This is a genomic window from Rhodococcus sp. AZ1, assembly GCF_054979605.1.
Genome location: NZ_JBUEQF010000001.1, coordinates 183142 through 206763 on the forward strand (window position 1 = coordinate 183142; position 23622 = coordinate 206763).

The window sequence follows — 23622 nt, forward strand, 5'->3', positions numbered from 1 at the left end:
CCACCCGCTCAGTGCGCCAGGCGCCGCCTCAGGTCCGCGCGGTCGTCGCGGAAACGCACGGTTTCGTAGATCACGACACCGGTGACGATCGCGGCGAGTACGACGAGCGAGGTCAGGGCCGGGATCGCCGTACCGAGGGGGATCGCTGCGAGGCATATCGCCGCGGCCACCAGACGCTGGGTGGTCAGGCTGTGGACGTTGCGCCAGCGGAACGCCACGTGGGCCAGGAGATAGAGCGCCATGCCGCCGAACATGGCCGCGGACACCACGAGCTTCAGCGGCTCGTCCACGTGCCCGAGGGTCTTCTTCAACCCGAGGGCGACGAGCACGATGCCGGTGACCATCGGTAGGTGCAGGTAGGAGTAGCTGTCGCGGGCTATGCGATTCTGCTCGGGCCCCGGTTCGGCGTCCTGGAGACGCCGCGAGGCCACCTTCTCCACCACGTCGAAGTACAGCCACCACATGGCGAACGCGACGCCCACCCCGATCACGACGGCCACCACCTCGAGGGTTCCGAGTCCTGCTTCGGCACCGATACCGATGGCGACGATGGACTCGCCGAGCGCAATGATGATGATCAGCCCGTGGCGTTCCGCGAAATGCTTTGGGGCCAGGCGCCATCCCTCGCTGCCGAACACGTATGGGCCGAGCATGTCGATGACGATGGCCAGAAGCCACAGCGCTCCCTGGGCCGGACCGTCGGCGAAGGCAGCGCCGACGATGATGGCCACGGCGATGGTGCTGCTGACGAACAGGCCGGTGACCGAGCGGCGCAGTTCGGCGGCGTCCTCGTCGGCGGCGGCGAGCCAGAACAGCCCGAGTTGGCCGTAGCGCACCACGGCGTAGGCGCCGGCGAAGAGCAGGGCGCGGTCGTCGAACGCCTCGGGAAGGGCGATCGCGGCCACCAGCAGGCCCGCCATCGCAGCCGCGATGACCAGGCGGTTGATGCCCTCCTCGGGGTCGACGACGCTGGTCAGCCAGGCGTACCCCACCCACGCCCACCACATGACGCCGAGGACGAGGACGCCCTTGGTCAGTCCCGACCAGGTGGGGTCGGCGGCCATGATCGCCGTCGCCTGGGTCAGGGCCAGCACGAGCACGAGGTCGAAGAACAGCTCGAGGAACGTCACGGTCTCGCCGCCGCGCAGGGCGGCGCGGGGACGGTGGGGGGTTCTGTCGGAATCGTTGCCGCTCACGCGTGAACTGTAACCGCGAGCCTGGTTGTCGGCTCGCGGATTGGGCGCCGACCAGCGTGCACCGAGTTGTCGGCAAACGGAGATCGGTTCGTTACCGCAACGGCGGAACGACTGGTCGGAATTGAACGATGTGATGTGCATAGTGCTGATGAGAGGCCACCCCGCCGCTCACGCCCCGACAGAACAGGACTGCCATGCGTACCACCAACTTCCTCGGTATCGCCGCGCTGGCGTTCGCGATGGCAGCCACGGGCTGCTCGTCGAACTCCACCGCGAGCCCGTCGGCAGCCGACACCCCGCCGGCGCCGACGGTCACGGTGCCGGCGGCCCAGAAGCCCGGAGACCAGAAGCCCGGAGACCGGACTCCTGCCTCCCCGAATCCGGTCGCCGAGACCTCGATCGAAGCGCCTCCTCCCGCAGGTGCCCCCGCCGGGATCCCGTCGTCGCTCACCTCGGCGAACGACACCGTCGACGCCGAGGCGTTCTTCGTGGGCACCCGCGGCACGCCGGGAGCGTCGTACTACTTCTCGAGCCCGACCGGCAACGTCGCGTGCGGCGCCCCCGAGGGCGGGAAGCAGGGCGTGGTGCTCGGGTGTGAGGCGGCCGTGTCGGTGCCCGCGGCCGCCAACGGAGTCGACTGTTCGACGGTTAGCTACGGCCCGCGCTATCTGGTGACGCTGTCCGGGGAGGGTGCGCTGTCCTCGTGCACCCGGCCGGGAACCCTCGCCGCGCCGTCCGCGCGGGTGCTGGACTACGGGCAGACCGCCACGTTCTTCGGTGTCACCTGCACCTCGACCACCGACGGCATCACGTGCTTCATGGGCAGGATGGGTTTCACCATCTCGCGCGATCGCAACGTGACCCGGTGATCACCCGGCCCGACACGTCTGGGTTGCCGACCCGATGCCGTCGATCTCCACCGTCATGACATCCCCGGGGCCGAGGTAGGGGAAGCGGCCGGACAGCGCGACGCCCTCCGGGGTGCCGGTGTTGATGATGTCGCCGGGCTCGAGCACGGCAACCTGCGAGAGGTGCCACACCAGGTAGCCCACGTCGAAGATCAGGTCGGCCGTCGAGGAGTCCTGTCGGGGCTCACCGTTGACGAACGAGCGCAGACGCAGAGCGGACGGGTCGATCTCGTCCGCCGGCACCAGTGCCGGTCCCAACGGGTTGAAGGTGGCGCAGCACTTGCCCTTCGACCACTGCCCGCCCGACTTCTCCAGTTGCAGTTCGCGTTCGGAGACATCGTTGGAGAGCGTGTATCCGGCCACCACGTCCAGCGCCGACTCCGGTGATTCCAGATACTGTGCGCGCGAGCCGATCACGACGGCCAACTCCACCTCCCAGTCGGTCCGGGTGGATCCGCGGGGAATGATGACGTCGTCGAACGGGCCCACCACCGTGTTGGGGGTCTTGAAGAACAGCACGGGCACCTCCGGCGGCGCGGAGCCCGACTCCGCGGCGTGGGCGGCGTAGTTCATCCCGATGCACCACACCGCATGCGGACGCGCCACCGGCGCCCCGACGCGTCGGCCGTCGATGTCGATCGTGGGCAGCGCACCGTCGGCGAGCGCGGCGCGCGTACGGGCGATGCCGTCGTCGGCGAGGAAGGCGCCGTCGATGTCGGCGGTGATGGGGGAGAGGTCGAACGCGGTTCCCCCGTCGATCACGACGGGTCTCTCGTGTCCGACCTCGCCGATACGCTGGAACTTCACTGCGGGTCCTTCCTGATCGTCTTCTGTCTTTCGCCGTTTCCCATCACCGCACCAGGACCAGGTCGTCGAGGGCGGCCCAGAGATCGTCCGGGATGGGCAGGGTGCTCATCGCCAGGGTGTCGAGGACCTGCTGCGGGTCGGCGGCGCCACTGACCACGGCCTCCACGGCCTCGTGGCGCAGCGGGAACTGCAGGGCCGCCGCGCGCAGCGGCACCCCGAAGTCCCCGCACACCCGCGCCATCTCCTGCGCGCGGGCCACCGTCTCGGCGGGGGCGTCGCCGTAGTCGAAGGTGGTGCGGGTGGACGGGTCCGCGAGCAGTCCGCTGTTGAACACACCGCCCACCATCACCGACACCCCGCGCTGGGCGCAGGCGCCCAGGAGTTCGAGGGCGCGGCGGTCGAGCAGGCTGTAGCGGCCGGCGATCAGGACACGATCGAGGTCGGTCTCGCGCACGAAGCGCAGCGCGAGGTCGGCGTCGTTGACCCCCACGCCCCACGAGTCGATCCGTCCCTGCGCACGCAGCTCCGACAGCGCGGGCGCCGCCTCCGAGAGTGCCTGCTCCTGATGGTCGTCCGGATCGTGGACGAGGGCGATCTCCACGCGGTCGCGCTGCAGCCGCAGCAGTGACTGGTCCAGGGAGCGCCGCACACCGTCGGCGCTGTAGTCGCGTCGACGACTGCGGGCCGGGGTGCCGAAGAACCCGTCGGCGCCGTCCACGGCATCGGGATCGTCGACGAGCAGGCGCCCCACCTTGGTCGAGACGATCACCGCGGGGTCGGTGTCGGAACGACCGGCGGCGAACGCGGCCAGAGCGGCCCCGAGCCGCTCCTCGGACAGGCCGACGCCGTAGTGCGGTGCGGTGTCGAACGCGGTGATCCCGTGCTCGAGGGCGGCGGTCAAGGTTGCGCGGGCCACATCGTCGGGCACGGCGCGGTAGAGCCCGGCGTACCCGGCGCCGCCGAGAACCAGGGGTGGCAGCTGCACACTCACAGCTGATCGTTCAGCGACCACACCAGCGGCAGACCCGCGTCGGTGCCGTCCTCGGTGTAGTCGTGCGGGGTCGACAGCAGCGGTTGCATCCGTGCCTGCCAGGCAATGTTGACCGGCAGGTCACGCAAACCGTCGAGAAGCGCCGGGTAGTCGGCACATTCGATGACGTGGAACAGCTCGTGCCCGCTGCGCCAGATGCGCCACGACGACGCCCCGGCCGTGCGGATGGCCTCCACCAGAGCGGGCGGGACCTCGGTGTGGGCGTGGTCGTACTCGTCGATACGGCCCTCGGCGACGCGGGTGTGCAGCGCCACCACCTGTGGGCGGTCGGAAGCGGTCATCGTGTCAGTCCTGTCGACGTCGGCTCGCGACACGGGTGATCACGAGTGCGATGAGAATGAGGGCGCCGTTGATGAACTTCAGCGAGTCCGCGCTCACCCCACCGTAGGAGAGCAGCTTCTGGATCAGCGTCAGCAGCGCGATGCCGCAGAACGCACCGACCACCGATCCGCGTCCGCCGTTGAGTGAGACGCCGCCGATCACGCAGGCGGCGAACACCTGGAAGATCATGCCGTCGCCCTGGCTGACCTGGACGCTGGCGAACTGACCCGAGTAGATCAGTCCGCCCACGGCGGCGAGTGCACCGGCCGCCACGAGAACGCCCATCACCACGGCGTCGGTGCGGATACCGGCAGCGCGCGCCGCCGCCTCGTTCCCGCCGATCGCGTACATCGACCGACCCAGCCGGGTGTAGCCGAGGACCACGTAGCCGATCGCGAACAGTCCCAGTGCGAGAACGATGTTCACCGGTATGCCCAGGATGCGGTCGTTACCGATCCAGTCGACCGCCGGTGCGATCTTGGTGAGGGTGAACCCGCCGGTGATGAAGGTCAGCAGTCCGCGCAGGGCGATGAGCATCGCCAGGGTCACGATGAAGCCGTTGAGGCCGAACCGGACGATGAGCAGGCCGTTGATCAGGCCGACCAGAGCGCCCACCACCAACGCCATCGGAACGGCCATCCACTGCTGCGCCCACACGAAGGCGCCCACCTGCGAGGTGCCCATCGTCGCCCACATCGCGATACCGGGGGCCAACCCGAACGTCGACTCGAGGGACAGGTCCATCTTGCCCACGATCAGCACGAACACCTCGGCCAGCACGATCAGCGAGATCCCGCTCATGGTGGTGAGCACGTTGGTGAGGTTGCTGGTGGAGACGAACTGGTCGTTGACGAAGTACCCGACAACCAGCACCAGCAGGATCGGCGGGACCAGTAGGAAGTCGCGCAGCGCGGCCCATCGGATCTGCCGGCGGGGACCGGGCTCGACCGCTGCCGGTGGTGGCGTCGCAGTTGTGACGGGCGCCTTGCCCGTCACGGTGGTTCGGGTCGTTCCGGTCACTGCAGTCCTTCCATCGAGGCGACCAGTTCGTGGTCGCTCCAGTCGTTGCCGTACTCGTCGACCACATGGCCGCCCACCATCACCAGGACGCGGTCACAGACGCGTAGATCGTCGATCTCGTCCGAGACCACCAGGACCGCGGTGCCGTCCGCAGCGGCGCGGGTGACCACGTCGAGAAGTGTTGCCTTGGAACGAATATCCACGCCCGCCGTGGGTCCGATCAGCACCAGCACCTTCGGCTCGCTCGCGAGGGCTCGGGCGAAGACCACCTTCTGCTGGTTACCGCCGGAGAGCCCGTCCACGGTTTGCTCGGGGCCGTCGGTCTTGATGTCCAACTCGGCGATGGCGGCCGCGGCGAGCGCGGTGCGACGGCGCCGCGAGATCAGGCCGAGCGGGCCCAGGGAACGGGGAACGGTGAGGGTGGCGTTGTCCGCCACGGACAGCGACTCCACCAACCCCTCGTGGTGGCGATCGTGGGGCACGAATCCGATACCGGCGCGCAGCGAGGCGCCGACGCTGCCAGGGCGCACCGGCCCGTTCGCCGAGACGGTCCCGCTCGCGGCGGTGCGCAGACCCACGATGGTCTCGGCCACCTCCACCTTGCCGCTCGCCCCACCGCCGGCCAGCCCGACGATCTCACCGCGCGCGATGCGCAGATCCACACCGGCGAACTCGCCGGGCCGGGCCAGGGCGGTGACCTCGAGGGCCGGTGCCGTCGAAACCGCCTCGGCCCGAGCAGGTTCGGGACTCTCGGAGCGAGCGAGAGGCATGGATTGATCGCCGGTCATCGCGGCGATCAGGTCGGGCTTGCCGAGCTCGTCCACCGACGCGGTGATCACGTGCCGTGCGTCGCGGAAGACGGTGATGTCCTGACAGATCTCGTACGTCTCGTCGAGGTGATGGGAGATGAACAGGAACGTCACGCCCTGCTCCTGTAGCGACCGGATGCGGGTGAACAGCCGCTTGATGGCAGGGCCGTCCAGCCGGGCGGTGGGCTCGTCCAGAATGATGAAACGTGCTCCGTGCGAGAGGGATCGGGCGATCTCGACCAGCTGACGATGCTCCACCGACAGGTCACGGGCGGTGGTGTCGACGTCCACGGGCACCGACCAGGTGTCGAGGATCTCGCGCGCGCGGCGACGTACCGCGCCCCACCGGATGAGGCGACCATCGATGTTCTGGCGGTTCAGGAACAGGTTCTCCGCGACGCTGAGATCGGGAATGATGGTCGAGTGCTGGTACACGCACGCCACGCGTGAGCGCCAGGCGTCCCGATCCGAGATCGGCGGGGCGGGCTCGCCCGAGAACAGCACCTCCCCGGCGTCGGGTGCGGTGAGTCCGGTGAGGATGGACACCAGGGTGGACTTGCCCGCGCCGTTGCGACCGGCGAGCGCGTGGGTGCGCCCGGCGCTCACCCGCAGCCGCACGTCGTTCAGCGCCGTGTTCGCGCCGAACCGCTTGGTGATGCCCCGGGCGTCGAGCAGTGCGCCATCGGTCACGAATTGCCCCACAGCGACGTCGAGTTCGCGTCGACCGTGGTCAGCGGGCCCACGGCGCCACCGTTCCTGGTGACCACCGGTGCGGGTAGCTGGTCCTCGAGCATCCCCTTGATCCCGGTGTCGACGATCGTCGATCCGTGATCGGTGGGGCCGGGGGTGAAGGTCTTCCCGTCGATCGCGGCCCTGGCGTAGAACGCCGCGTACTGGGCGTACAGGTCGGCCGGCTGGGAGATGGTGGCATCGATGTCACCCTTGCGAATGGCATCGAGTTCGGCGGAGATCCCGTCGTTGGAGACGATGGTGATGTGACCCGGCTGCCCGGCGGGAACGAGCTTGTTCTTGCGTTGCAGCAGAGCGAGAGTCGGCTGCAGGAACGCGCCGCCGGCCTGCATGTAGATCCCGTTGATGTCGGGGTCGGTCAACAGCTTGTCCTCGAGGCCGGATGCCGCGCGATCACCCTTCCAGTCGGTGGGGATCTCGATGACGGCGATTCCGGGGTACTTCGACTTCATGCACTCGGCGAACGCCTCCGATCGATCGCGTCCGTTGATCGAGGCCAGATCGCCCTGGAACTCGACCACCTTGCCCCTGCCCTGCAGTGTTTCTCCGAGGTAGATGCACGAGTTCGTGCCGTACGCGCGGTTGTCGGCCCGCACCACCATGTATGCGCCGCCGGAGTCCGGACGGGTGTCGACGGTGACGACGGGGACCTTCGCCGCGGTGGCCGCGGCGATGGCCGGCGCCGCCGCGGCGGTGTCCTGCGGCGAGATGATGACGGCCTTGACGTTCTTGGAGATCAGGGTGTCGACGTTGGACTTGAGCCGGTTCGCGTCGTTGTCCGACGCGGTGTTCTCGAGCTTGATCTTGTTGTCGGCGGCCTTCGGCCCGAGATACTTGGCGTAGGCGCTCCAGAAGTCGGTGTCGGAGCGGGGCTGGTCGGCGCCGACCGAGACGCCGTTGGGATCACCCGTTCCGATGGCGGCGGGCGCCGGGGTGCCGGAACCGGAATCGGTGGCCTGTCGGCTACAGCCGGTGGACAGCACGGTCAGTGCGGTGGTGAGCACGGCCGCGGCCATGAGGGTGGACCTGTTCATCGGTGAACTTCCTTCTGGGAGCGGATACTCAGGACGCGGGGCGCTGGCTGTCGATGGCCAGCCACACCGGTCCGGACGGGTACACGTGGTCGGCGATGGATGCGGCGGACATCTCCGCCGAGAACCCGGGTGCGCTCGGCGCGCAGTAGCGGCCGCGGACGATCCGCACCGGATCGAGGAAGTGCTGGTGCAGGTGGTCGACGAACTCGATGGCCCGGCCGTCGGTGGTGCCGGAGATGGCGACGAAGTCGATCATTGCCAGGTGCTGCACCAACTCGCACAGACCCACTCCGCCCGCGTGCGGCACCACCGGCACCCCGAACTTGGCCGCCAGCAACATGATCGCGATGTTCTCGTTGACGCCGCCGACTCGCGCAGCGTCGATCTGGATCAGATCGACGGCCTCGGCCTGCAGGAACTGCTTGAACATCACCCGGTTCTGGCAGTGCTCACCGGTCGAGACCGGGACCGGGGCGATACCCCGGCGGATGGCGGCGTGCCCGAGCACGTCGTCGGGGCTCGTGGGCTCCTCGATCCAGGCGATGTCGAAGGGGGCGAGCGCGCGCATCCACGTCACCGCCTCGTCCACGTCCCACCGCTGGTTGGCATCGACGGCCAGGTTCACGGCGGGCCCGATCACGCTGCGCGCCAGTCCGACCCGCCGAATGTCGTCGTCGATGTCCAGACCCACCTTGAGCTTGATGGTCTCGAACCCGTCGGCAACGGCTGCCCGGCACAGGGTGCTGAGCTTGTCGTCGCTGTAGCCCAACCAACCGGGCGAGGTGGTGTAGGCGGGGTAACCCCGGGTGCGGAGCTCGTCGATGCGTGCGTCACGGCCTGCCTGAGCGGCGATGAGGATCTCCAGCGCCTCGTCGCGGGTGAGGGCGTCGGTGAGGTAGCGGAAGTCGACGAGGTCGACGATCTCGTCGGGGCTCATCCGCGACACGAACTCCCACAGCGGTAGTCCACGACGTTTCGCCGCCAGGTCCCACACCGCGTTGACCACGGCCCCGATGGCCATGTGGACCACGCCCTTCTCCGGGCCCAGCCAGCGCAGTTGCGAGTCGTCGGTGAGCTCGCGCGCGAACGCGCCGAGATCGTTCTCGATGTCGTCGATGCGGCGACCCACCACCATGTGGGCGAGAGCATCGATGGCCACGGTCTGCACGTCGTTGCCGCGGCCGATCGTGAAGGCGAACCCGTGACCCTCGTGGCCGGCCGGGTCGTCGGTGCGCAGCACCACGTAGGCGGCCGAGTAGTCGGGGTCAGGGTTCATGGCGTCGGAGCCGTCCAGTTCCAGGGACGTCGGGAACCGGACGTCGTAGGTGGCCAGCGCGGTGATCGTCGTCATTCGCATCCTCTGTCGGTGTGATCTGGGACACGACGATACATCGGATGTTTGTTGTGTCAACAGTGGCTTTCGTGTGACCGGAGTCTCTCGATCTGCCTCTGTGGTGCTAGCGTCCGATGCAGACATGGGATCACTAGACGAATCGACAGGGCTCGCCGAATCGACCGGGCCCGCTGGATCAACCGAAGGGAAGCGCGGCATGGAGATGGACGGACTGCGAGCGGTGGTCACCGGCGGTGCCTCCGGGATCGGCGCGGCGACAGTGCGGGCGCTGATCGAACGGGGGGCGGCGGTGGCGGTGCTGGACCGCACACCCGGGCCGGAGGTGATCGAGTGCGACGTGTGCGACGACGACACCGTGCGCTCGGCGATCACCGCGGCGGCGCAGCGGCTCGGCGGAATCGACCTCCTGGTCGCCAGCGCGGGGATCGGGGCCGTCGGCGACGTGGCGGCCAACTCCGACGACGAATGGCGCGCGGTGTTCGAGGTCAACGTCTTCGGTCTCGCGCGCACGGTGCGCGCTGCGCTGCCGTACCTGCGCGAGTCCGGCCACGCCGCGGTGGTCACCGTCTGTTCCATCGCCGCCACGGCGGGTCTGCCGGCGCGGGCGGTCTACAGCGCGAGCAAAGGCGCGGTGCTCTCGCTGACCGCGGCCATGGCCGCCGACCACGTGCGCGAGGGGATTCGCTTCAACTGTGTCAACCCGGGAACCGCCGACACCCCGTGGGTGCAGCGGCTGCTGGCAGCCGCGGACGACCCGGCCGCCGCCCTGGCGGCGCTCGAGGCGCGCCAGCCGCACCGGCGCCTGGTTCGCGCCGACGAGGTGGCGCACGCCATCGCCTATCTGCTCAGCCCCCTGGCCGGATCGACCACCGGCACCACGCTGGCGGTCGACGGCGGCATGGCCGGGGTGCGGCTGCCCTCCTGAGCGCCGCGAAGGTCGGGAAAGCCCGTACCGTCGGGCGCGTGGAGAGTTTCGACGACATCGTGATCGGCGGCGGGCACAACGGTCTCACCGCGGCTGCGTACCTGGCACGCGCCGGGCGGCGCGTGTTGGTGCTCGAGCAGTGCGAGAACGTGGGCGGAGCGGCGGTCTCCGCCCAGCCGTTCCCCGGTGTTCCCGCGCGGCTGTCCCGGTACTCGTACCTGGTGTCGCTGATGCCCCGGCGGATCATGGCCGATCTCGACCTCGACATCCGGTTGGTGCGGCGGCGGTTCTCCTCGTACACCCCCCTGCCGCACAGCCCGTCGCGTGGCATCTGTGTCGACACCGGTGACCCCGAGGCCACCGCGGCCTCGTTTCGGTCCGCCACCGGCGCCGACGCGGATTTCGCGGCGTGGCAACGCTTCTACCAGCGGATGGCCGCGCTCGCGGAGCGGGTGTTCCCCACGGTGCTCGAGCCGCTGCGCTCGCGCGAGGAGGTTCGCGCCCTCGTCGACGACGACGAGCTGTTCGACACGCTGACCACCGTGCCGCTCGCCGAGACCCTCACCGCCACGTTCGCCGACGACACCGTGCGCGGGATCGTCGCCACCGACGCGCTGATCGGAACCTTCGCCGATCTCGATGATCGGTCACTGCGGCAGAACATCTGCCTGCTGTACCACCTCATCGGCGGCGGTACCGGCGACTGGGACGTGCCCATCGGTGGGATGGGTGCGGTGACCGGGGCCCTGGCCCGTGCGGCGAGGACGGCCGGTGCCGACATTCGTACCGGTGCGCGGGTGCTCGCCGTCGACCCGGGGGCGGGGACCGTGCGGTGGGACGGCGGCTCGGCACGGGCCTCGATGCTCCATTGCGCCTGTGCACCAACGGTGTTCGACTCGCTGACCGGGGCGGATCCGATTGCCGACGAGCCCGCCCCGATGGGCGCGCAACTGAAGATCAACCTGCTGCTCACCCGGCTGCCCCGCCTGCTCGACACCTCGGTGGATCCGGCCGCGGCGTTCTCGGGGACCTTCCACATCAACGAGGGGTACACCCAGCTGCAGGCCGCGCACGCAGCGGCCGCCCGCGGAGACCTGCCCGATCCCGTTCCCGCCGAGATCTACTGCCACACCCTCTCCGACCGCAGCATCCTCGGCGCCGAACTCGGGCCCGATGCGCACACGCTCACCGTCTTCGCCCTGCACCTGCCGCCGACCCTCTTCGACGCTCCCGGCTCGCGGGAGCGGGCCGTCGAGGCCACCCTCGCATCGTTGAACTCCGTTCTGGCCGAGCCGATCACCGATGTGGTGGCCCGCGACGGCACCGGTGCGCCGTGCATCGAGGTCAAGTCACCGCGCGATCTCGAGGCAACCCTGGCGCTGCCCGGCGGCAACATCTTCCACCGCAGCCTCCAGTGGCCCTGGGCCGAGCGCGACGACGAGGTGGGTACGTGGGGAGTGCACACGCGCTACCCCGGCGTTCTGGTGTGCGGCGCGGGAGCCCGCCGGGGCGGCGGTGTCAGCGGCATCGGTGGCCACAACGCCGCCCGTGCGGTGCTGGGGTGAGACAGGCGCGCCTCAGGCTTCGTGGTGCCGATCCTGCGCAGTGCGCATGCTGGTGGTGAACAGGTGCACGGCGGCGTCGACGATGTCGTCGGGAGAGCCGTCGACATGGCCGTCGAGATACTCGGTGATCAGCTCGCTGCAGCCACCGACGAACATCATGGCGCCCATGGCATCCCGCGGTGGGGGTAGGGCGTCGTCGGCGAACAACTCGCGTGCCTGCTCGATGATCAGGGTGTGGAACTGCCGCATCAGCTTCCGTCGTTCGGCGCGCATGAAGTCGGCGGCCGCCACCTCCACCAGGGCGACACGCCCGACGCGCGGATCGCCCACGAGAATCTCGACGAAGCCGGATACCCCGGCACGCAACTTGGCCATCGAGTCGCCCTCGGTTGCGGCGATGCGGGTGAGGGCCTCGGTGCGCAGCGACTCGGCCACGCTCTCGCAGACGGCGATCAACAGTTCCTGGCGGCTGCGGAAGCTCTCGTAGAAGTAACGCTCGGTCAGACGTGCGTGCGCGCACACGGCGGTCATGGTGGTCTGATCGAATCCGACAGTGCCCAGCAGGTCGATCCCGGCGTCGAGGAGTTGCTTGCGCCGCCCGGCAGCGCGGTCGGTGGCGCTGATGCCGCGGTACGTCCGCGCTGCTCCGGTCACCGGACCATCTTGACTTATTCGGTCGTGTGACGCACGCTACATCTGACAGTCGAGCATGTCAGACTGCCATTGCTCACCGACCGCCACGGTCGAGTACGAGGAGATACCGATGACCAGTGTTCTCAGCACGCCGCCCGTGGGCAGCGGGTTCGCACCGATACCCGGCAGCAACGGGCGCATCCCGTTCCTCGGCCACACGCTGCGGATGATCGGCGATCCCCTGGCGCTCTGGCGCGAGCAGTACGCCCGGTTCGGCTCCGTCTCGTGGATGCGTCTGCTGGGCAAGAAGTTCGTCCTCGTCGTCGGCCCGCAGGCGTGCGCGGAGGCGCTGGCCAACCACGACAAGGCGCTGAGCAACAGGCTGGGCTGGGGCTACCTCGTCGGCCCGTTCTTCGACGGCGGACTGATGCTGCTCGATTTCGACGAGCATCGTCGCCACCGGCGGCTGATGCAGCAGGCGTTCACCAAGGCCCGCCTGGCCAGCTACACCGCCGCGATGGGCCCTGCCATCGCGTCGCGACTCGACGCTTTCGATCCCGGCGACCCTGCGGGCGGTCGGGTGCTGGTGTACCCGAAGCTCAAGACGCTGACCCTCGACATCGCGGCCGAGATCTTCATGGGTGGCGCGGAGGGCGTCGACCCCGAGCGGATGGACCGCGTGAACCGCGCGTTCGTCGACTGCGTGCAGGCGGCGTCGTCGCTGGTTCGGGCGCGGATCCCCGGAACACGGTGGGACCGCGGGCATCGCGGCCGCCGGTACCTCGAGCAGTTCCTGCGCGAGTACCTGCCGGCCCGCCGCGCCGGTGACGGCGACGACATCTTCTCGGTGCTGTGCCGCATCGAGACCGAGGACGGCGATCGCTACAGCGACGACGACGTCATCGACCACATGATCTTTCTGCTCATGGCCGCGCACGACACCTCGACCATCACGCTCTCGACCATGATGCGCTACCTCGGCCAGCACACCGACTGGCAGGAGCGGTGCCGTGCGGAGTCGCTGCGCCTCGGCGCCGAACCCGGTACGCCGGAGGAGGTGGCCTCGCTCGTCTCGCTGGAGATGGTGATGAACGAGTGTCTGCGTCTGCTCGCCCCGGTACCGACCATGGTGCGCAAGACCGTCAAGGACACCTCCGTGGGCGGGTACTTCGTCCCCGCCGATACCTTCGTCCTGCTGACCCCGCACTTCACCCACCACATGGCGGACCTGTGGGACGAGCCGGAGGCGTTTCGCCCCGAACGCTTCGCCGACGGCACACCCGCACATCTCGCCGAGTCCTGGCACCCCTTCGGCGGCGGCGCGCACACCTGCATCGGTCGGTTCTTCTCGGCGATCGAGATCAAGCTCGTGATGCATCATCTGCTGACGCGGTTCACCTGGACGGTGCCCGCCGAGTACGACACGCCTATCGACTTCACCTCCCTGCCCTTCCCCAAGGACGGGCAGCCGGTGCACCTGGTGGCACGGCGCTCGTCCTGACGGCGCTCAGCCCGTCGGCGCCCCCGCGCGCTTGGAGAGCACCGACCCCGCGACCGTCGCTGCGGCGAGGGTGATCAGCGCCCCGAGGATGATCGCCGGGCCCTCACCGGGCGCCAGCAGATCACCGCGCGTGCCCAGAGTCACCGCCGACACCGGCACCCCGAGCTGTGAGGCCGCCAGCACCCCGATCGGGAGCGGCTGCGGCGACAATCGTGGCAGCGGGATGCGCGTGATCAGTTGCGCGAGAACCGCGCCCAGCCCCAGCGCCACCCCGAGTCCGATCATCGACGGGTGCGCGGCGAGTTGTCGTAGATCCAGCGAGGCACCCAGCCACGCGAAGTACACCGGCCCGAGGAAGCCCTCGGTGAGGGCGAACATCTGCTTGGTCAACCGCCGCGGTGTCCCGATGGCGGCCACGGCCAGCCCGAAGCAGAAGCCCGCCAACATGATCGAGACCTGCGTGTAGGTGGCCAGGGCGGCGAGGGAGAACAGGATCGCCAGGTTCAGTCGCAGTTCCACCGCGAACTTGCGGTGCTCCGACACCCGGTGGATGCGCCGCTGTATACCGTTCCGCTCGAGCTGTCGAAGGACGAGCCACAGCAGTGCCGCGCAGGCGATCACCGCGAGCGAACCCAGCGCCGCCCGCGGTGCCCGGACGGGGTCGATCACCAGCGGCAGGGCGACGATGCAGGCGGCGTCGGCGATCGCGATCTGCGGAATGAGTTGCACCACCGACCGTCCCGTGAGCGAGGCCCCGGTGATGATCGGCATGATGATCGCCGCCGACGACGACGCCATCAGCACCGCGTACAGCGGCACGTGGGCGCTGCCGAAGATCGCCGCGATCGCCACCGCGGCCACGGCCGAGGCAACCCCCACCAGCGCGGCGCGCACACCACCGATGCGAACGCCGGCCACCAGGTCGGGATCACGCATCGGCACGTGCGTACCGGCCACGTACATCACCAGGGCGAACCCGATCTCGGCGAGGAAGGAGAAAGTGGGATCCTCGGGCCGCAGGAAATTCAGACCCGTTCTGCCCAGGATGATCCCGGCCACCAGCTCACCGATCACCACCGGGATGCGCAGGCGCTCGGAGACCGCCAGCAGTGGTCCGAGAAGGCCGATGGCGCACACCACCGCGAGCACCCCGAAGCTCATGGTCGGCGCCCTGTCCGTCAGTCCACGCGCAGGGCATGACGCAGGTGTGCGCTGCCTGCGGAGAGGTCGGCCCACGGGAGGTCGACGCTCAGCACCGCGAGGGCGGAGGTGGGAAAGCCCCCGCGAATCCAGCGGGCGGCGTCGCTGTCACCGTCGTCGGCCAACTCCAGTGCCGTCCAGGGGATTCCGGGCTCGTGGCCGACCACCAGGAGCGTCGACACCGTCGGATCGGTGGCCGTGATCTCACCGAGGAGGTCCGCGGTGTCCCCGCCGTAGACGCTCACGCAGAACCGCGCCGGTACATCACCGAAACCGGTGGCCGCCAGGGTCTCGCGCGTACGCAGGGCCGTCGAGCACACCACGGCGTCGACGGTCGGGAGGTTCGCGCGAATCCAGTGACCTGCGGCGGCGGCCTGTCGCCGACCACGCTCGGCGAGGGGGCGTTCGTGATCGGTGACGCCGTCGGGATAGCCGGACTTGCCGTGGCGCATCAGGATCAGCGTGGCCATGCCCGCCTCAGCTCAGATCGAGAACAGCCAGCGGACACACCCGAACCACGGTGCGGGGCTCACCGTCGACCACGAACCAGATCGTCAGCGTCCGATCGACCCGACGCCGGCGCAGCGTCACCGGGGCGTCGCCGCGAATCGGCTTGTTGTATTCGATGATCGCGCGGTACGGCTCCGCGGTCAGGTCGCGGTGATCGACCAGCGCCTCCTCGACGGCGGCGAAGTAGACGGCGTTGTTCATGTGATCGAACGGGTCCACGTCCACGAAGCGCAGCGGGAATTCGATGTCGTCGTCGCTGGGCTCGGGTGCCGGATCGGTGAGCCACTGCTTCCACTTCAGGCGTGTCTCGTAGGCGGTGGCAGCGAGCGCTTCGAGTCCGACGTCCGAGATACGCGACGGCGCGCCCTTCTCCTCGTCGACGTTGATCCAGAAGCCCTCCGTCTGCACCGACGCCCCGAGCGCACCGTCGAGCGAGACCCGCATGTGGGTCCATCGGGTCGACAGGGCCGCGCACCACCGGCGGAAGGTCAGCTCCTCGTTCATGGTGGCGTCGACATGAACGTCGATCACGGTGCGCCGCACGATCCACAGCGGGTCGGAATCGCGGATCTCCGAGGCCTGCAGGTCCTCGATACCCACGTCCTGCAGGTAACGGGCGATGCCGTCGAGCCGTAACCGCCGGGTGGCGTCGACATCACCGGCGCGGGTGGGCCATCCGGTGGTGAACACCTCGCCCGGACACGGAGTGAGCGCATGCTCGAGATGCGCGGCCGTCTCAGTCACAGGTATTGCTTACACCACTCACAGCTCAGGCGCGTTCACAGCTATCGTGTGTTCGCGGTTCATGTGTTCACAGAGGTACCGCACCGCGACGCGGTAGCCCTCGACGCCCAGGCCTGCGATCACACCTGTGGCGACGGGTGAGACGTAGCTGTGGTGACGGAACTGCTCGCGCGCATGGATGTTGCTCAGATGAACCTCGATGACGGGTACCTCGGGGATCACCAGCGCATCGCGCAGAGCCACCGACGTGTGCGTCAGGCCACCGGGATTGATGACGATTCCCGACGCCGTCCCGCGCGCGGCGTGTATCCAGTCGATGAGCGCGCCCTCGTGGTTGGACTGCTCGGCCACCACCGTGCGCCCGTATGCCGTCGCGGTCCGGGTGCACACGTCGACGATGTCGGCCAGGGTCGCGGTGCCGTAGACCTCGGGTTGGCGGGTGCCGAGCATGTTCAGGTTCGGCCCGTTCAGAACCAGGATGTGCCCCGTGGGCCCACTGGCGTCGGCGTCGGTCATGACCGGGGACACTGTCATGACCGGGGACACTACCGCCCGGGGTGCGCCGCAACCGCGGGAACGGATTCGGCATCCGGGGGCGGGCAGATCGTTCGCTTCGCTGACGGGCACACTCCTCGACATGCGGGTGTGGGTGGTGTGGGGCGTCGGTGTGCTGGCGTACCTGGCCGCCGTGCTGCACCGCACCACCTTCGGTGTCGCCGGTCTCGAGGCGGCGCAGCGGTTCTCGGTGGGGCCGAGTCTGCTGTCGGTGTTCGTGGTGCTGCAGATCGTGGTCTACGCGGGGATGCAGATCCCCGCCGGGGTGCTGCTCGACCGCGTGGGCCCGCGCGTGATGATCTCCGCCGGAGCGGGGGTGATGGTCATCGGGCAGATCGTGGTCGCGGTCACCGACACCCTGCCGATCGCCATCGGGGCCCGGGCACTGCTCGGTGTCGGCGACGCGATGACCTTCATCTCGGTGCTGCGACTGGTGCCGCAGTGGTTCCCCGAGAGGCGGGTGCCGCTGGTATCGCAGTTGAGCGGGATCCTCGGTCAGGGTGGGCAGATCCTGTCTGCGGTACCGTTCCTGGCCCTGCTGCGGGCCTCGGGGTGGACGGTGGCGTTCTCGTCCGCCGCCGCGGTGGGTCTGCTCGCGTTCGTGTTGGCGCTGAGCGTGATTCGCGACTCACCCAACGGTGAGCGCGTGCGATCGGAGGCCGCGACGTTCCGGCAGACCGTCCGGCGCATCGCCGACGTGTGGCGCCGACCCGGCACTCGACTGGGCTTCTTCAGCCACATGGGCACCTCGTTTCCCATCGCGACGTTCGCACTGATCTGGGGTGTGCCGTACCTGGTGTCCGCGCAGGGGCTCTCGCCCGGCGCCGCCGGCGCGCTGCTGACGGTGTCGGTGGTGACCTCGGTGGTGGCCGGGGTGATCATCGGTGTGCTCAGCGGCCGCTACCCGACCCGTCGATCGTGGATGGTGCTGTTCATCATGGGCTCGAGCGCGGTGATGTGGGCGCTGGTGTTGATCCGCTCCACACCGTCCCCGCTGTGGCTGCTCACCCTGCTGGTGGTGGTGATCTCGGTGGGTGGACCCGGCTCGCTCGTCGGCTTCGACTACGCCCGTCTGTTCAACCCGTCGACCACCTGGGGTACCGCGCAGGGGATGGTCAACATGGGCGGTTTCGTGGCCGCGCTGGTGGTGATGCAGGTGATGGGGTTGATCCTCGCCGAGCTGGGGGGATACACCTTCGCGAACTTCCGCATCGCCTGGCTCGGCCAGTTCGCGGTGTGGGCCCTGGCCGCGGTGGCGGTGGTGCACTACCGGCGCCTCGCACGACGCGACGCCGGGGTGGTTCCGCGCACGTTCGATCAGGTCCGTGAACGGATGCGCGGCGCGCGCTGAGGTCGGGGATCTCGCCGCCGCCCCAGCGGAACAAGCAATCGTGCTTGCTTTTTTGCGCCGGATGACGCACGGTAGAGGTGTGATGGACCACATACTGGCCGATCTGCGGCGCGAGGGACTCGATCTCGACGACCTCGTCGCGGAACTCCCGGCCGAGCGCTGGACAACGCCCACCCCGGCCGCCGGCTGGACCATTGCCCACCAGATCGGGCACCTGACCTGGACAGACGAGATCGCCGCGGTGACCACCCGCGCAGCCGCCGGGGACGCCCGCGCAGCCGAGGAGTTCGCCGAGCGCACCCGGGCCCTGCTCGTCCACGGTCTCGACGCCGTGGACCGGGTGCTCGACGGCATCGAGGCCGAACCACCGTTCGAGTTGCTCACCCGCTGGCGTGCCGGTCGGGACGCCCTGGCCGAGGCTCTCGCGCAGGTGCCCTCCGGTGCCCGCATCGGGTGGTTCGGACCGCCCATGAGTGCGGCCTCGATGGCCACCGCCCGCATCATGGAGACCTGGGCACACGGCCAGGACGTCGCGGACGCCCTCGGTGTGGTCCGCGAGCCCACCGCTCGCCTGCGCCACGTCGCGCACATCGGTGTGCGTACCCGAGACTTCGCGTTCATCTCCCGCGGGGAGCAGCCACCGACCGAGCCGTTCCGTGTGGAACTCACCGCCCCCGACGGCGACACCTGGTCCTGGGGTCCGGACGACGCGACCGACCGGGTCACCGGGCCCGCGCTCGATTTCTGTCTGCTGGTGACGCAGCGCGCACACCTCGACGATGTCGACGTGCGCGCGCTGGGATCGCAGGCGCAGCGCTGGCTCGGCATCGCGCAGGCGTTCGCCGGCCCACCCGGTGACGGCCGTGCACGCGGCTCCCGCCGAGCGGGGGTCGGCGCATGATCCGCGTGGGCAACTGTTCGGGGTTCTACGGTGACCGGATCTCGGCGATGCGCGAGATGCTCACCGGCGGCGAACTCGACTACCTCACCGGCGACTACCTCGCCGAGTTGACGATGCTCATCCTCGGCCGCGACCGCGACCGCGCCAAGGATCCCGCGCGCGGGTACGCCCGCACCTTCGAACGCCAACTCGAGGACTGCCTGGGCCTCGCGGTGGAGCGGGGCGTGAGCATCGTGACCAACGCCGGTGGCCTCAACCCCGCCGGCCTCGCGGCGACCATCGAGCAGATGGCCACCCGGCTGGGGATCGCGGCGTCGGTGGCGTACGTCGAGGGCGACGACGTGCTCGCCCGCCGCGACGAACTCGATCTCGGATCGCCGCTGACCGCCAACGCCTACCTCGGTGCGTTCGGGATCGCACGGTGCCTCGACGCCGGAGCGAACATCGTGGTCACCGGCCGTGTCACCGACGCGTCGGTGGTCATCGCGCCGGCGATATCCCGATTCGGTTGGGGCCGTGAGGACTACGACAAACTTGCCGGTGCGGTGGTGGCCGGTCACGTGATCGAGTGCGGCACCCAGGCCACCGGCGGCAACTACTCGTTCTTCGGCGAGATCGCGGACCTGACGCACCCCGGCTTCCCGATCGCGGAGATCGCCGAGGACGGCTCGTCGGTGATCACCAAACACGCCGGGACCGGCGGCGCGGTGACGGTGGGGACGGTGACGGCTCAGCTGATGTACGAGATCGCCGGGCACCGCTACCTCGGCCCCGACGTGACCACCCGCATGGACACCGTGCGGCTCGAGCAGGTGGGCCCCGACCGCGTGGCGATCACCTCGGTGGTGGGCGAGCCGCCGCCACCGACGGTCAAGGTCTCACGGAACACGATCGGTGGCTTCCGCAACGAGGTCACCTTCGTGCTCACCGGTCTCGACATCGACGCCAAGGCCGAGCTCGTTCGCCGCCAGATGGCCGACGCCCTGACCCCCGCCCCGCGGGAGGTGCAGTGGACGCTCGCGCGCACCGATCACCTCGACGCCGACACCGAGGAGACCGCCAGCGCCCTGCTGCGGCTGGCGGTGCGCGACGGTGATCCCGATGTGGTGGGACGTCGATTCTCCTCTGCCGCCGTCGAACTCGCGCTCGCCAGCTACCCCGGCTTCCACGTCACCGCGCCCCCCTCGTCCGCGTCGCCGTACGGGGTGTTCGACCCGGCGTACATCGATCAGGGAGCCCCCGAGCACACCGCGGTGCTACCCGGCGGCGAGCGGGTGGACATCCCGCCGCCCGCGCGTACGGTCGCCGAGGCGCCCGAGGAGACGGTCGAGCTGCCCCCGGCTGCGGATCCGGGCGAGACCGTCCGCGCCCCGCTGGGCGCCCTCGCCGCCACCCGCAGCGGGGACAAGGGCAGCAACGCCAACATTGGGGTGTGGGTGCGCACCGACGACGAGTTCGCCTGGCTCGCAAACACTCTCACTGTCGAGAAGCTCCAGGAACTTCTCCCCGAGACCGCGCGGCTGACCGTGACGCGGCACGTCTTCCCGCTCGTGAAGGCCCTGAACTTCGTGATCGAGGGGATCCTCGGCGAGGGCGTGGCCTCGCAGGCCCGCTTCGACCCGCAGGCCAAGGGACTCGGTGAATGGCTGCGCGGTCGCCACCTCGACATTCCCCGAGCCCTGCTCGCAGACAACCACGGAGCCCTGCTCGCAGCAACGAACAAGGAGAGCGATCGATGAGCATGTGGACGAGCGCGGAGCGGCAGGAATTGCGCTCGACGGTGCGCAGTTTCGTCGAGCACGAGATCCTGCCGAACCTCGACGACTGGGAGGCGCGGGGAGAGATCCCGCGCGAGCTGCACAAGAGCGCCGGCGCGCTGGGCCTGCTCGGTGCGCCCTACCCGGAATCGGTGGGCGGAGGTGGGGGCGACGGCGCCGACTCCCTGGTGATCTGTGAGGCGATGCACGAGGCAGGCGCGTCGGGTGGGTTATTCGCGTCGCTGTTCACCTGCGGGATCTCCCTGCCGCACCTCATCGCCGCCGGCGACCCCGATCAGATCGAGCGATGGGTGCGCCCCACGCTCTCGGGCGAGAAGATCGGTTCGCTCGCCATCACCGAGCCGGGTGGGGGATCGGACGTGGGCCACCTGCGCACCACCGCGACTCGCGACGGCGATCACTACGTGGTCAACGGCTCGAAGACCTACATCACCTCCGGCTGTCGCGCGGACTTCGTGGTGACGGCCGTGCGCACCGGCGGACCGGGCGCCGCCGGGGTCTCGCTGCTCGTGATCGAGACGGACACACCCGGATTCACCGTCACCCGCAAGCTCGACAAGATGGGGTGGCGGGCCTCGGACACCGCCGAGTTGGCCTTCGTCGACGCGCGGGTGCCGGTGACCAACCTCGTCGGCGCCGAGAACACCGGGTTCGCGCAGATTGCGCGGGCGTTCGTCTCCGAGCGGGCCGGCCTGGCCGCGCAGGCGTACTCGAGTGCGCAGCGGTGCCTGGATCTGACCGTGGCGTGGACACGTGACCGCGAGACGTTCGGCAAGCCGCTCATCGCCCGCCAGGCCGTGCAGAACACCCTCGCCGAGATGCATCGACGCATCGACGTCGCTCGCGTCTACACCCGGCACGTGGTCGAGATGTCGATGACCACCGATCACGACTGCGTCGCCGAGGTCTGTCACGCCAAGAACACCGCCGTGGAGGCGGGGGAGTGGGTGGCCCACCAGGCCGTGCAGCTGTTCGGTGGCATGGGCTACATGAGCGACTGCGAGGTCGAGCGGCAGTACCGGGACATGCGGATCATCGGCATCGGCGGCGGCACCACCGAGATCCTGACCTCCCTCGCGGCCAAACGATTGGGGCTCTCGGCATGAGCACTCTGCGATCGACCCTCGACACCGCTTCGGACGGGTACACCGCGGCGGCGGCGGCCATGACGGCCAAGCTCGCCGAGGTGGAGGCCGAGAACGCGAAGGCCCTCGCCGGCGGCGGACCCAAGTACATCGAGCGCCACCACAAGCGCGGCAAGCTGCTCGCCCGCGAGCGCATCGAGCTTCTCCTCGACCCCGACACGCCGTTCCTCGAGCTGTGCGCCCTCGCGGCGTGGGGCAGCGAGTTCCAGGTCGGCGCCTCCGTGGTCACCGGTATCGGTGTGGTCAGCGGCGTCGAGTGCCTGGTGATCGCGCACGATCCCACCGTCCGCGGCGGCACCTCCAACCCGTGGACGCTGCGTAAGGGCCTGCGTGTCAATGAGATTGCGCGGACCAACCGACTGCCGGTGATCACCCTCGTCGAATCCGGGGGTGCGGACCTGCCGACTCAGAAGGAGGTGTTCATCCCCGGCGGCGCGACGTTCCGCGACCTCACCCAGCTCTCGGCGGCGGGCATTCCCACGATCGCGCTGGTGTTCGGCAATTCCACCGCCGGTGGCGCGTACATCCCCGGCATGAGCGATCACATCGTGATGATCAAGGAGCGCTCCAAGGTGTTCCTCGCCGGTCCGCCGCTGGTGAAGATGGCCACCGGTGAGGAGTCCGACGACGAGTCGCTCGGCGGTGCGGACATGCACTCGCGGGTCAGCGGCCTCGCCGACCACTACGCCGTCGACGAGCACGACGCCATCCGCATCGGACGCAGCATCGTCGCCCGCCTGAACTGGAAGAAGAAGGGTCCGGTACCGCGGGAGGTGGTGATCGATCCGCTCTACGACACCGAGGAACTGCTCGGCATCGTCCCGGCGGACCTGAAGATCCCGTTCGACCCGCGCGAGGTGATCGCCCGCATCGTCGACGGCTCGGACTTCGACGAGTTCAAGCCGCTCTACGGGTCGTCCCTGGTCACCGGATGGGCCGAGCTGCACGGGTACCCGGTGGGCATCCTCGCCAACGCGCGTGGGGTGCTGTTCTCGGCCGAGTCCCAGAAGGCCACCCAGTTCATCCAGCTGGCGAACCGCTCCAACACCCCACTTTTGTTCCTGCACAACACCACCGGGTACATGGTGGGGCGGGAGTACGAGGAGGGCGGGATGATCAAGCACGGATCGATGATGATCAACGCCGTCGCCAACTCCACCGTCCCGCACATCTCGCTGCTGATCGGCGCCTCCTACGGCGCCGGGCACTACGGAATGTGCGGTCGCGCATTCGAGCCGCGGTTCCTCTTCGCCTGGCCCAGTGCGAAGTCCGCCGTCATGGGCGGCGCGCAGCTCGCCGGCGTGATCTCGATCGTCGGGCAGGCCGCGGCGGCGGCGCGTGGGCAGGCCGTCGACCCCGACGCCGACGCCGCCATGCGCGCGGCGATCGAAGCGCAGATCGAGGCCGAATCGCTCCCGATGTTCCTCTCCGGACGCATCTACGACGACGGGGTCATCGATCCCCGCGACACCCGAACCGTGCTGGGGATGTGCCTGTCGGCCATCGCCACCACCCCCATCGAGGGCACCGCCAACTTCGGTGTCTTCCGGATGTGAGGGCCACG

Annotated in this window: 22 protein-coding genes; 9 read left to right on the top strand and 13 right to left on the bottom strand. The window is 69.3% G+C overall.

Going from position 1 to position 23622, the window contains the following annotated elements; translation table 11 throughout:
* Positions 1-8: 8 nt before the first annotated feature.
* Positions 9-1196, bottom strand: coding sequence for a low temperature requirement protein A (locus ACY48E_RS00970; protein ID WP_462870175.1), 1188 nt, complete (start codon positions 1194-1196; stop codon positions 9-11).
* Between the two features lie 194 nt (positions 1197-1390).
* On the opposite strand from ACY48E_RS00970, the gene ACY48E_RS00975 reads away from it, so the two are divergent.
* Complete coding sequence (locus tag ACY48E_RS00975) at positions 1391-2065, top strand: DUF6636 domain-containing protein (RefSeq protein ID WP_462870176.1); 675 nt, start codon at positions 1391-1393, stop codon at positions 2063-2065.
* Here ACY48E_RS00975 and ACY48E_RS00980 read toward each other — a convergent pair whose 3' ends face one another.
* Genes ACY48E_RS00980 through ACY48E_RS01010 form a run of 7 tightly spaced genes read right to left on the bottom strand, consistent with a single transcriptional unit; the run spans position 2066 to position 9247 of the window.
* A complete protein-coding gene (locus tag ACY48E_RS00980) occupies positions 2066-2911 on the bottom strand; it encodes a fumarylacetoacetate hydrolase family protein (protein ID WP_462870177.1) in 846 nt (281 codons plus the stop codon).
* Between the two features lie 43 nt (positions 2912-2954).
* Positions 2955-3902, bottom strand: a complete 948-nt coding sequence (locus tag ACY48E_RS00985) for an aldo/keto reductase (protein WP_462870178.1) — start codon at positions 3900-3902, stop codon at positions 2955-2957.
* On the bottom strand, positions 3899-4243 hold the full coding sequence (locus ACY48E_RS00990) for an L-rhamnose mutarotase (RefSeq protein WP_462870179.1): 345 nt from the start codon (positions 4241-4243) through the stop codon (positions 3899-3901). The genes ACY48E_RS00985 and ACY48E_RS00990 overlap by 4 nt, the downstream gene beginning before the upstream one ends.
* A gap of 4 nt (positions 4244-4247) precedes the next feature.
* Complete coding sequence (locus ACY48E_RS00995; protein WP_462870180.1) at positions 4248-5303, bottom strand: ABC transporter permease; 1056 nt, start codon at positions 5301-5303, stop codon at positions 4248-4250.
* Positions 5300-6802, bottom strand: coding sequence for a sugar ABC transporter ATP-binding protein (locus ACY48E_RS01000; protein ID WP_462870181.1), 1503 nt, complete (start codon positions 6800-6802; stop codon positions 5300-5302). Before ACY48E_RS01000 ends, ACY48E_RS00995 begins: the two co-directional genes overlap by 4 nt.
* Positions 6799-7896: a sugar ABC transporter substrate-binding protein gene (locus ACY48E_RS01005; protein WP_462870182.1), complete on the bottom strand. Its 1098-nt coding sequence runs from the start codon at positions 7894-7896 to the stop codon at positions 6799-6801. Before ACY48E_RS01005 ends, ACY48E_RS01000 begins: the two co-directional genes overlap by 4 nt.
* Before the next feature lie 28 nt (positions 7897-7924).
* The gene (locus ACY48E_RS01010; RefSeq protein WP_462870183.1) at positions 7925-9247 is read right to left on the bottom strand and encodes an L-fuconate dehydratase; all 1323 of its coding nucleotides are present in this window, start codon (positions 9245-9247) and stop codon (positions 7925-7927) included.
* 199 nt (positions 9248-9446) lie between these two features.
* Between ACY48E_RS01010 and ACY48E_RS01015 the strand changes: the two genes are divergently transcribed.
* Together ACY48E_RS01015 and ACY48E_RS01020 are read left to right on the top strand one after the other, a co-directional pair.
* Positions 9447-10175 (top strand): SDR family NAD(P)-dependent oxidoreductase, encoded by a 729-nt coding sequence (locus ACY48E_RS01015; protein WP_462870184.1) that lies wholly within the window; start codon positions 9447-9449, stop codon positions 10173-10175.
* A gap of 38 nt (positions 10176-10213) precedes the next feature.
* Positions 10214-11740: a phytoene desaturase family protein gene (locus ACY48E_RS01020; protein ID WP_462870185.1), complete on the top strand. Its 1527-nt coding sequence runs from the start codon at positions 10214-10216 to the stop codon at positions 11738-11740.
* A 12-nt stretch (positions 11741-11752) separates the two neighbouring features.
* Here the strand turns inward: ACY48E_RS01020 and ACY48E_RS01025 are convergent, their stop codons facing one another.
* Complete coding sequence (locus tag ACY48E_RS01025; RefSeq protein WP_462870186.1) at positions 11753-12394, bottom strand: TetR/AcrR family transcriptional regulator; 642 nt, start codon at positions 12392-12394, stop codon at positions 11753-11755.
* A 109-nt stretch (positions 12395-12503) separates the two neighbouring features.
* On the opposite strand from ACY48E_RS01025, the gene ACY48E_RS01030 reads away from it, so the two are divergent.
* The gene (locus tag ACY48E_RS01030; protein WP_462870187.1) at positions 12504-13874 is read left to right on the top strand and encodes a cytochrome P450; all 1371 of its coding nucleotides are present in this window, start codon (positions 12504-12506) and stop codon (positions 13872-13874) included.
* A 6-nt stretch (positions 13875-13880) separates the two neighbouring features.
* Here ACY48E_RS01030 and ACY48E_RS01035 read toward each other — a convergent pair whose 3' ends face one another.
* Genes ACY48E_RS01035 through aroQ form a run of 4 tightly spaced genes read right to left on the bottom strand, consistent with a single transcriptional unit; the run spans position 13881 to position 16862 of the window.
* Positions 13881-15035 carry a cation:proton antiporter gene (locus ACY48E_RS01035; RefSeq protein WP_462870188.1) on the bottom strand — a complete coding sequence of 385 codons (1155 nt, stop codon included), beginning with the start codon at positions 15033-15035 and terminating at the stop codon, positions 13881-13883.
* Positions 15036-15052: 17 nt separating this feature from the next.
* Complete coding sequence (locus ACY48E_RS01040; RefSeq protein ID WP_462870189.1) at positions 15053-15544, bottom strand: SixA phosphatase family protein; 492 nt, start codon at positions 15542-15544, stop codon at positions 15053-15055.
* 7 nt (positions 15545-15551) lie between these two features.
* Entirely contained in the window at positions 15552-16328 is a 777-nt protein-coding gene (locus tag ACY48E_RS01045; RefSeq protein WP_462870190.1) for an acyl-[acyl-carrier-protein] thioesterase, read from the bottom strand.
* A gap of 18 nt (positions 16329-16346) precedes the next feature.
* A complete protein-coding gene (gene aroQ / locus ACY48E_RS01050; RefSeq protein WP_462870191.1) occupies positions 16347-16862 on the bottom strand; it encodes a type II 3-dehydroquinate dehydratase in 516 nt (171 codons plus the stop codon).
* A gap of 103 nt (positions 16863-16965) precedes the next feature.
* Here aroQ and ACY48E_RS01055 point away from each other — a divergent pair, with 103 nt between their 5' ends.
* The 5 genes from ACY48E_RS01055 to ACY48E_RS01075 all read left to right on the top strand — a co-directional run bounded on the left by ACY48E_RS01055 (position 16966) and on the right by ACY48E_RS01075 (position 23614).
* Complete coding sequence (locus ACY48E_RS01055; RefSeq protein ID WP_462870192.1) at positions 16966-18234, top strand: MFS transporter; 1269 nt, start codon at positions 16966-16968, stop codon at positions 18232-18234.
* A gap of 82 nt (positions 18235-18316) precedes the next feature.
* The gene (locus ACY48E_RS01060; RefSeq protein WP_462870193.1) at positions 18317-19135 is read left to right on the top strand and encodes a TIGR03084 family metal-binding protein; all 819 of its coding nucleotides are present in this window, start codon (positions 18317-18319) and stop codon (positions 19133-19135) included.
* Positions 19132-20874: an acyclic terpene utilization AtuA family protein gene (locus ACY48E_RS01065; RefSeq protein WP_462870194.1), complete on the top strand. Its 1743-nt coding sequence runs from the start codon at positions 19132-19134 to the stop codon at positions 20872-20874. Before ACY48E_RS01060 ends, ACY48E_RS01065 begins: the two co-directional genes overlap by 4 nt.
* A complete protein-coding gene (locus ACY48E_RS01070; protein ID WP_462870195.1) occupies positions 20871-22019 on the top strand; it encodes an acyl-CoA dehydrogenase family protein in 1149 nt (382 codons plus the stop codon). Before ACY48E_RS01065 ends, ACY48E_RS01070 begins: the two co-directional genes overlap by 4 nt.
* Positions 22016-23614, top strand: coding sequence for an acyl-CoA carboxylase subunit beta (locus tag ACY48E_RS01075; protein WP_462870196.1), 1599 nt, complete (start codon positions 22016-22018; stop codon positions 23612-23614). Before ACY48E_RS01070 ends, ACY48E_RS01075 begins: the two co-directional genes overlap by 4 nt.
* The last annotated feature ends 8 nt before the right edge of the window (positions 23615-23622 follow it).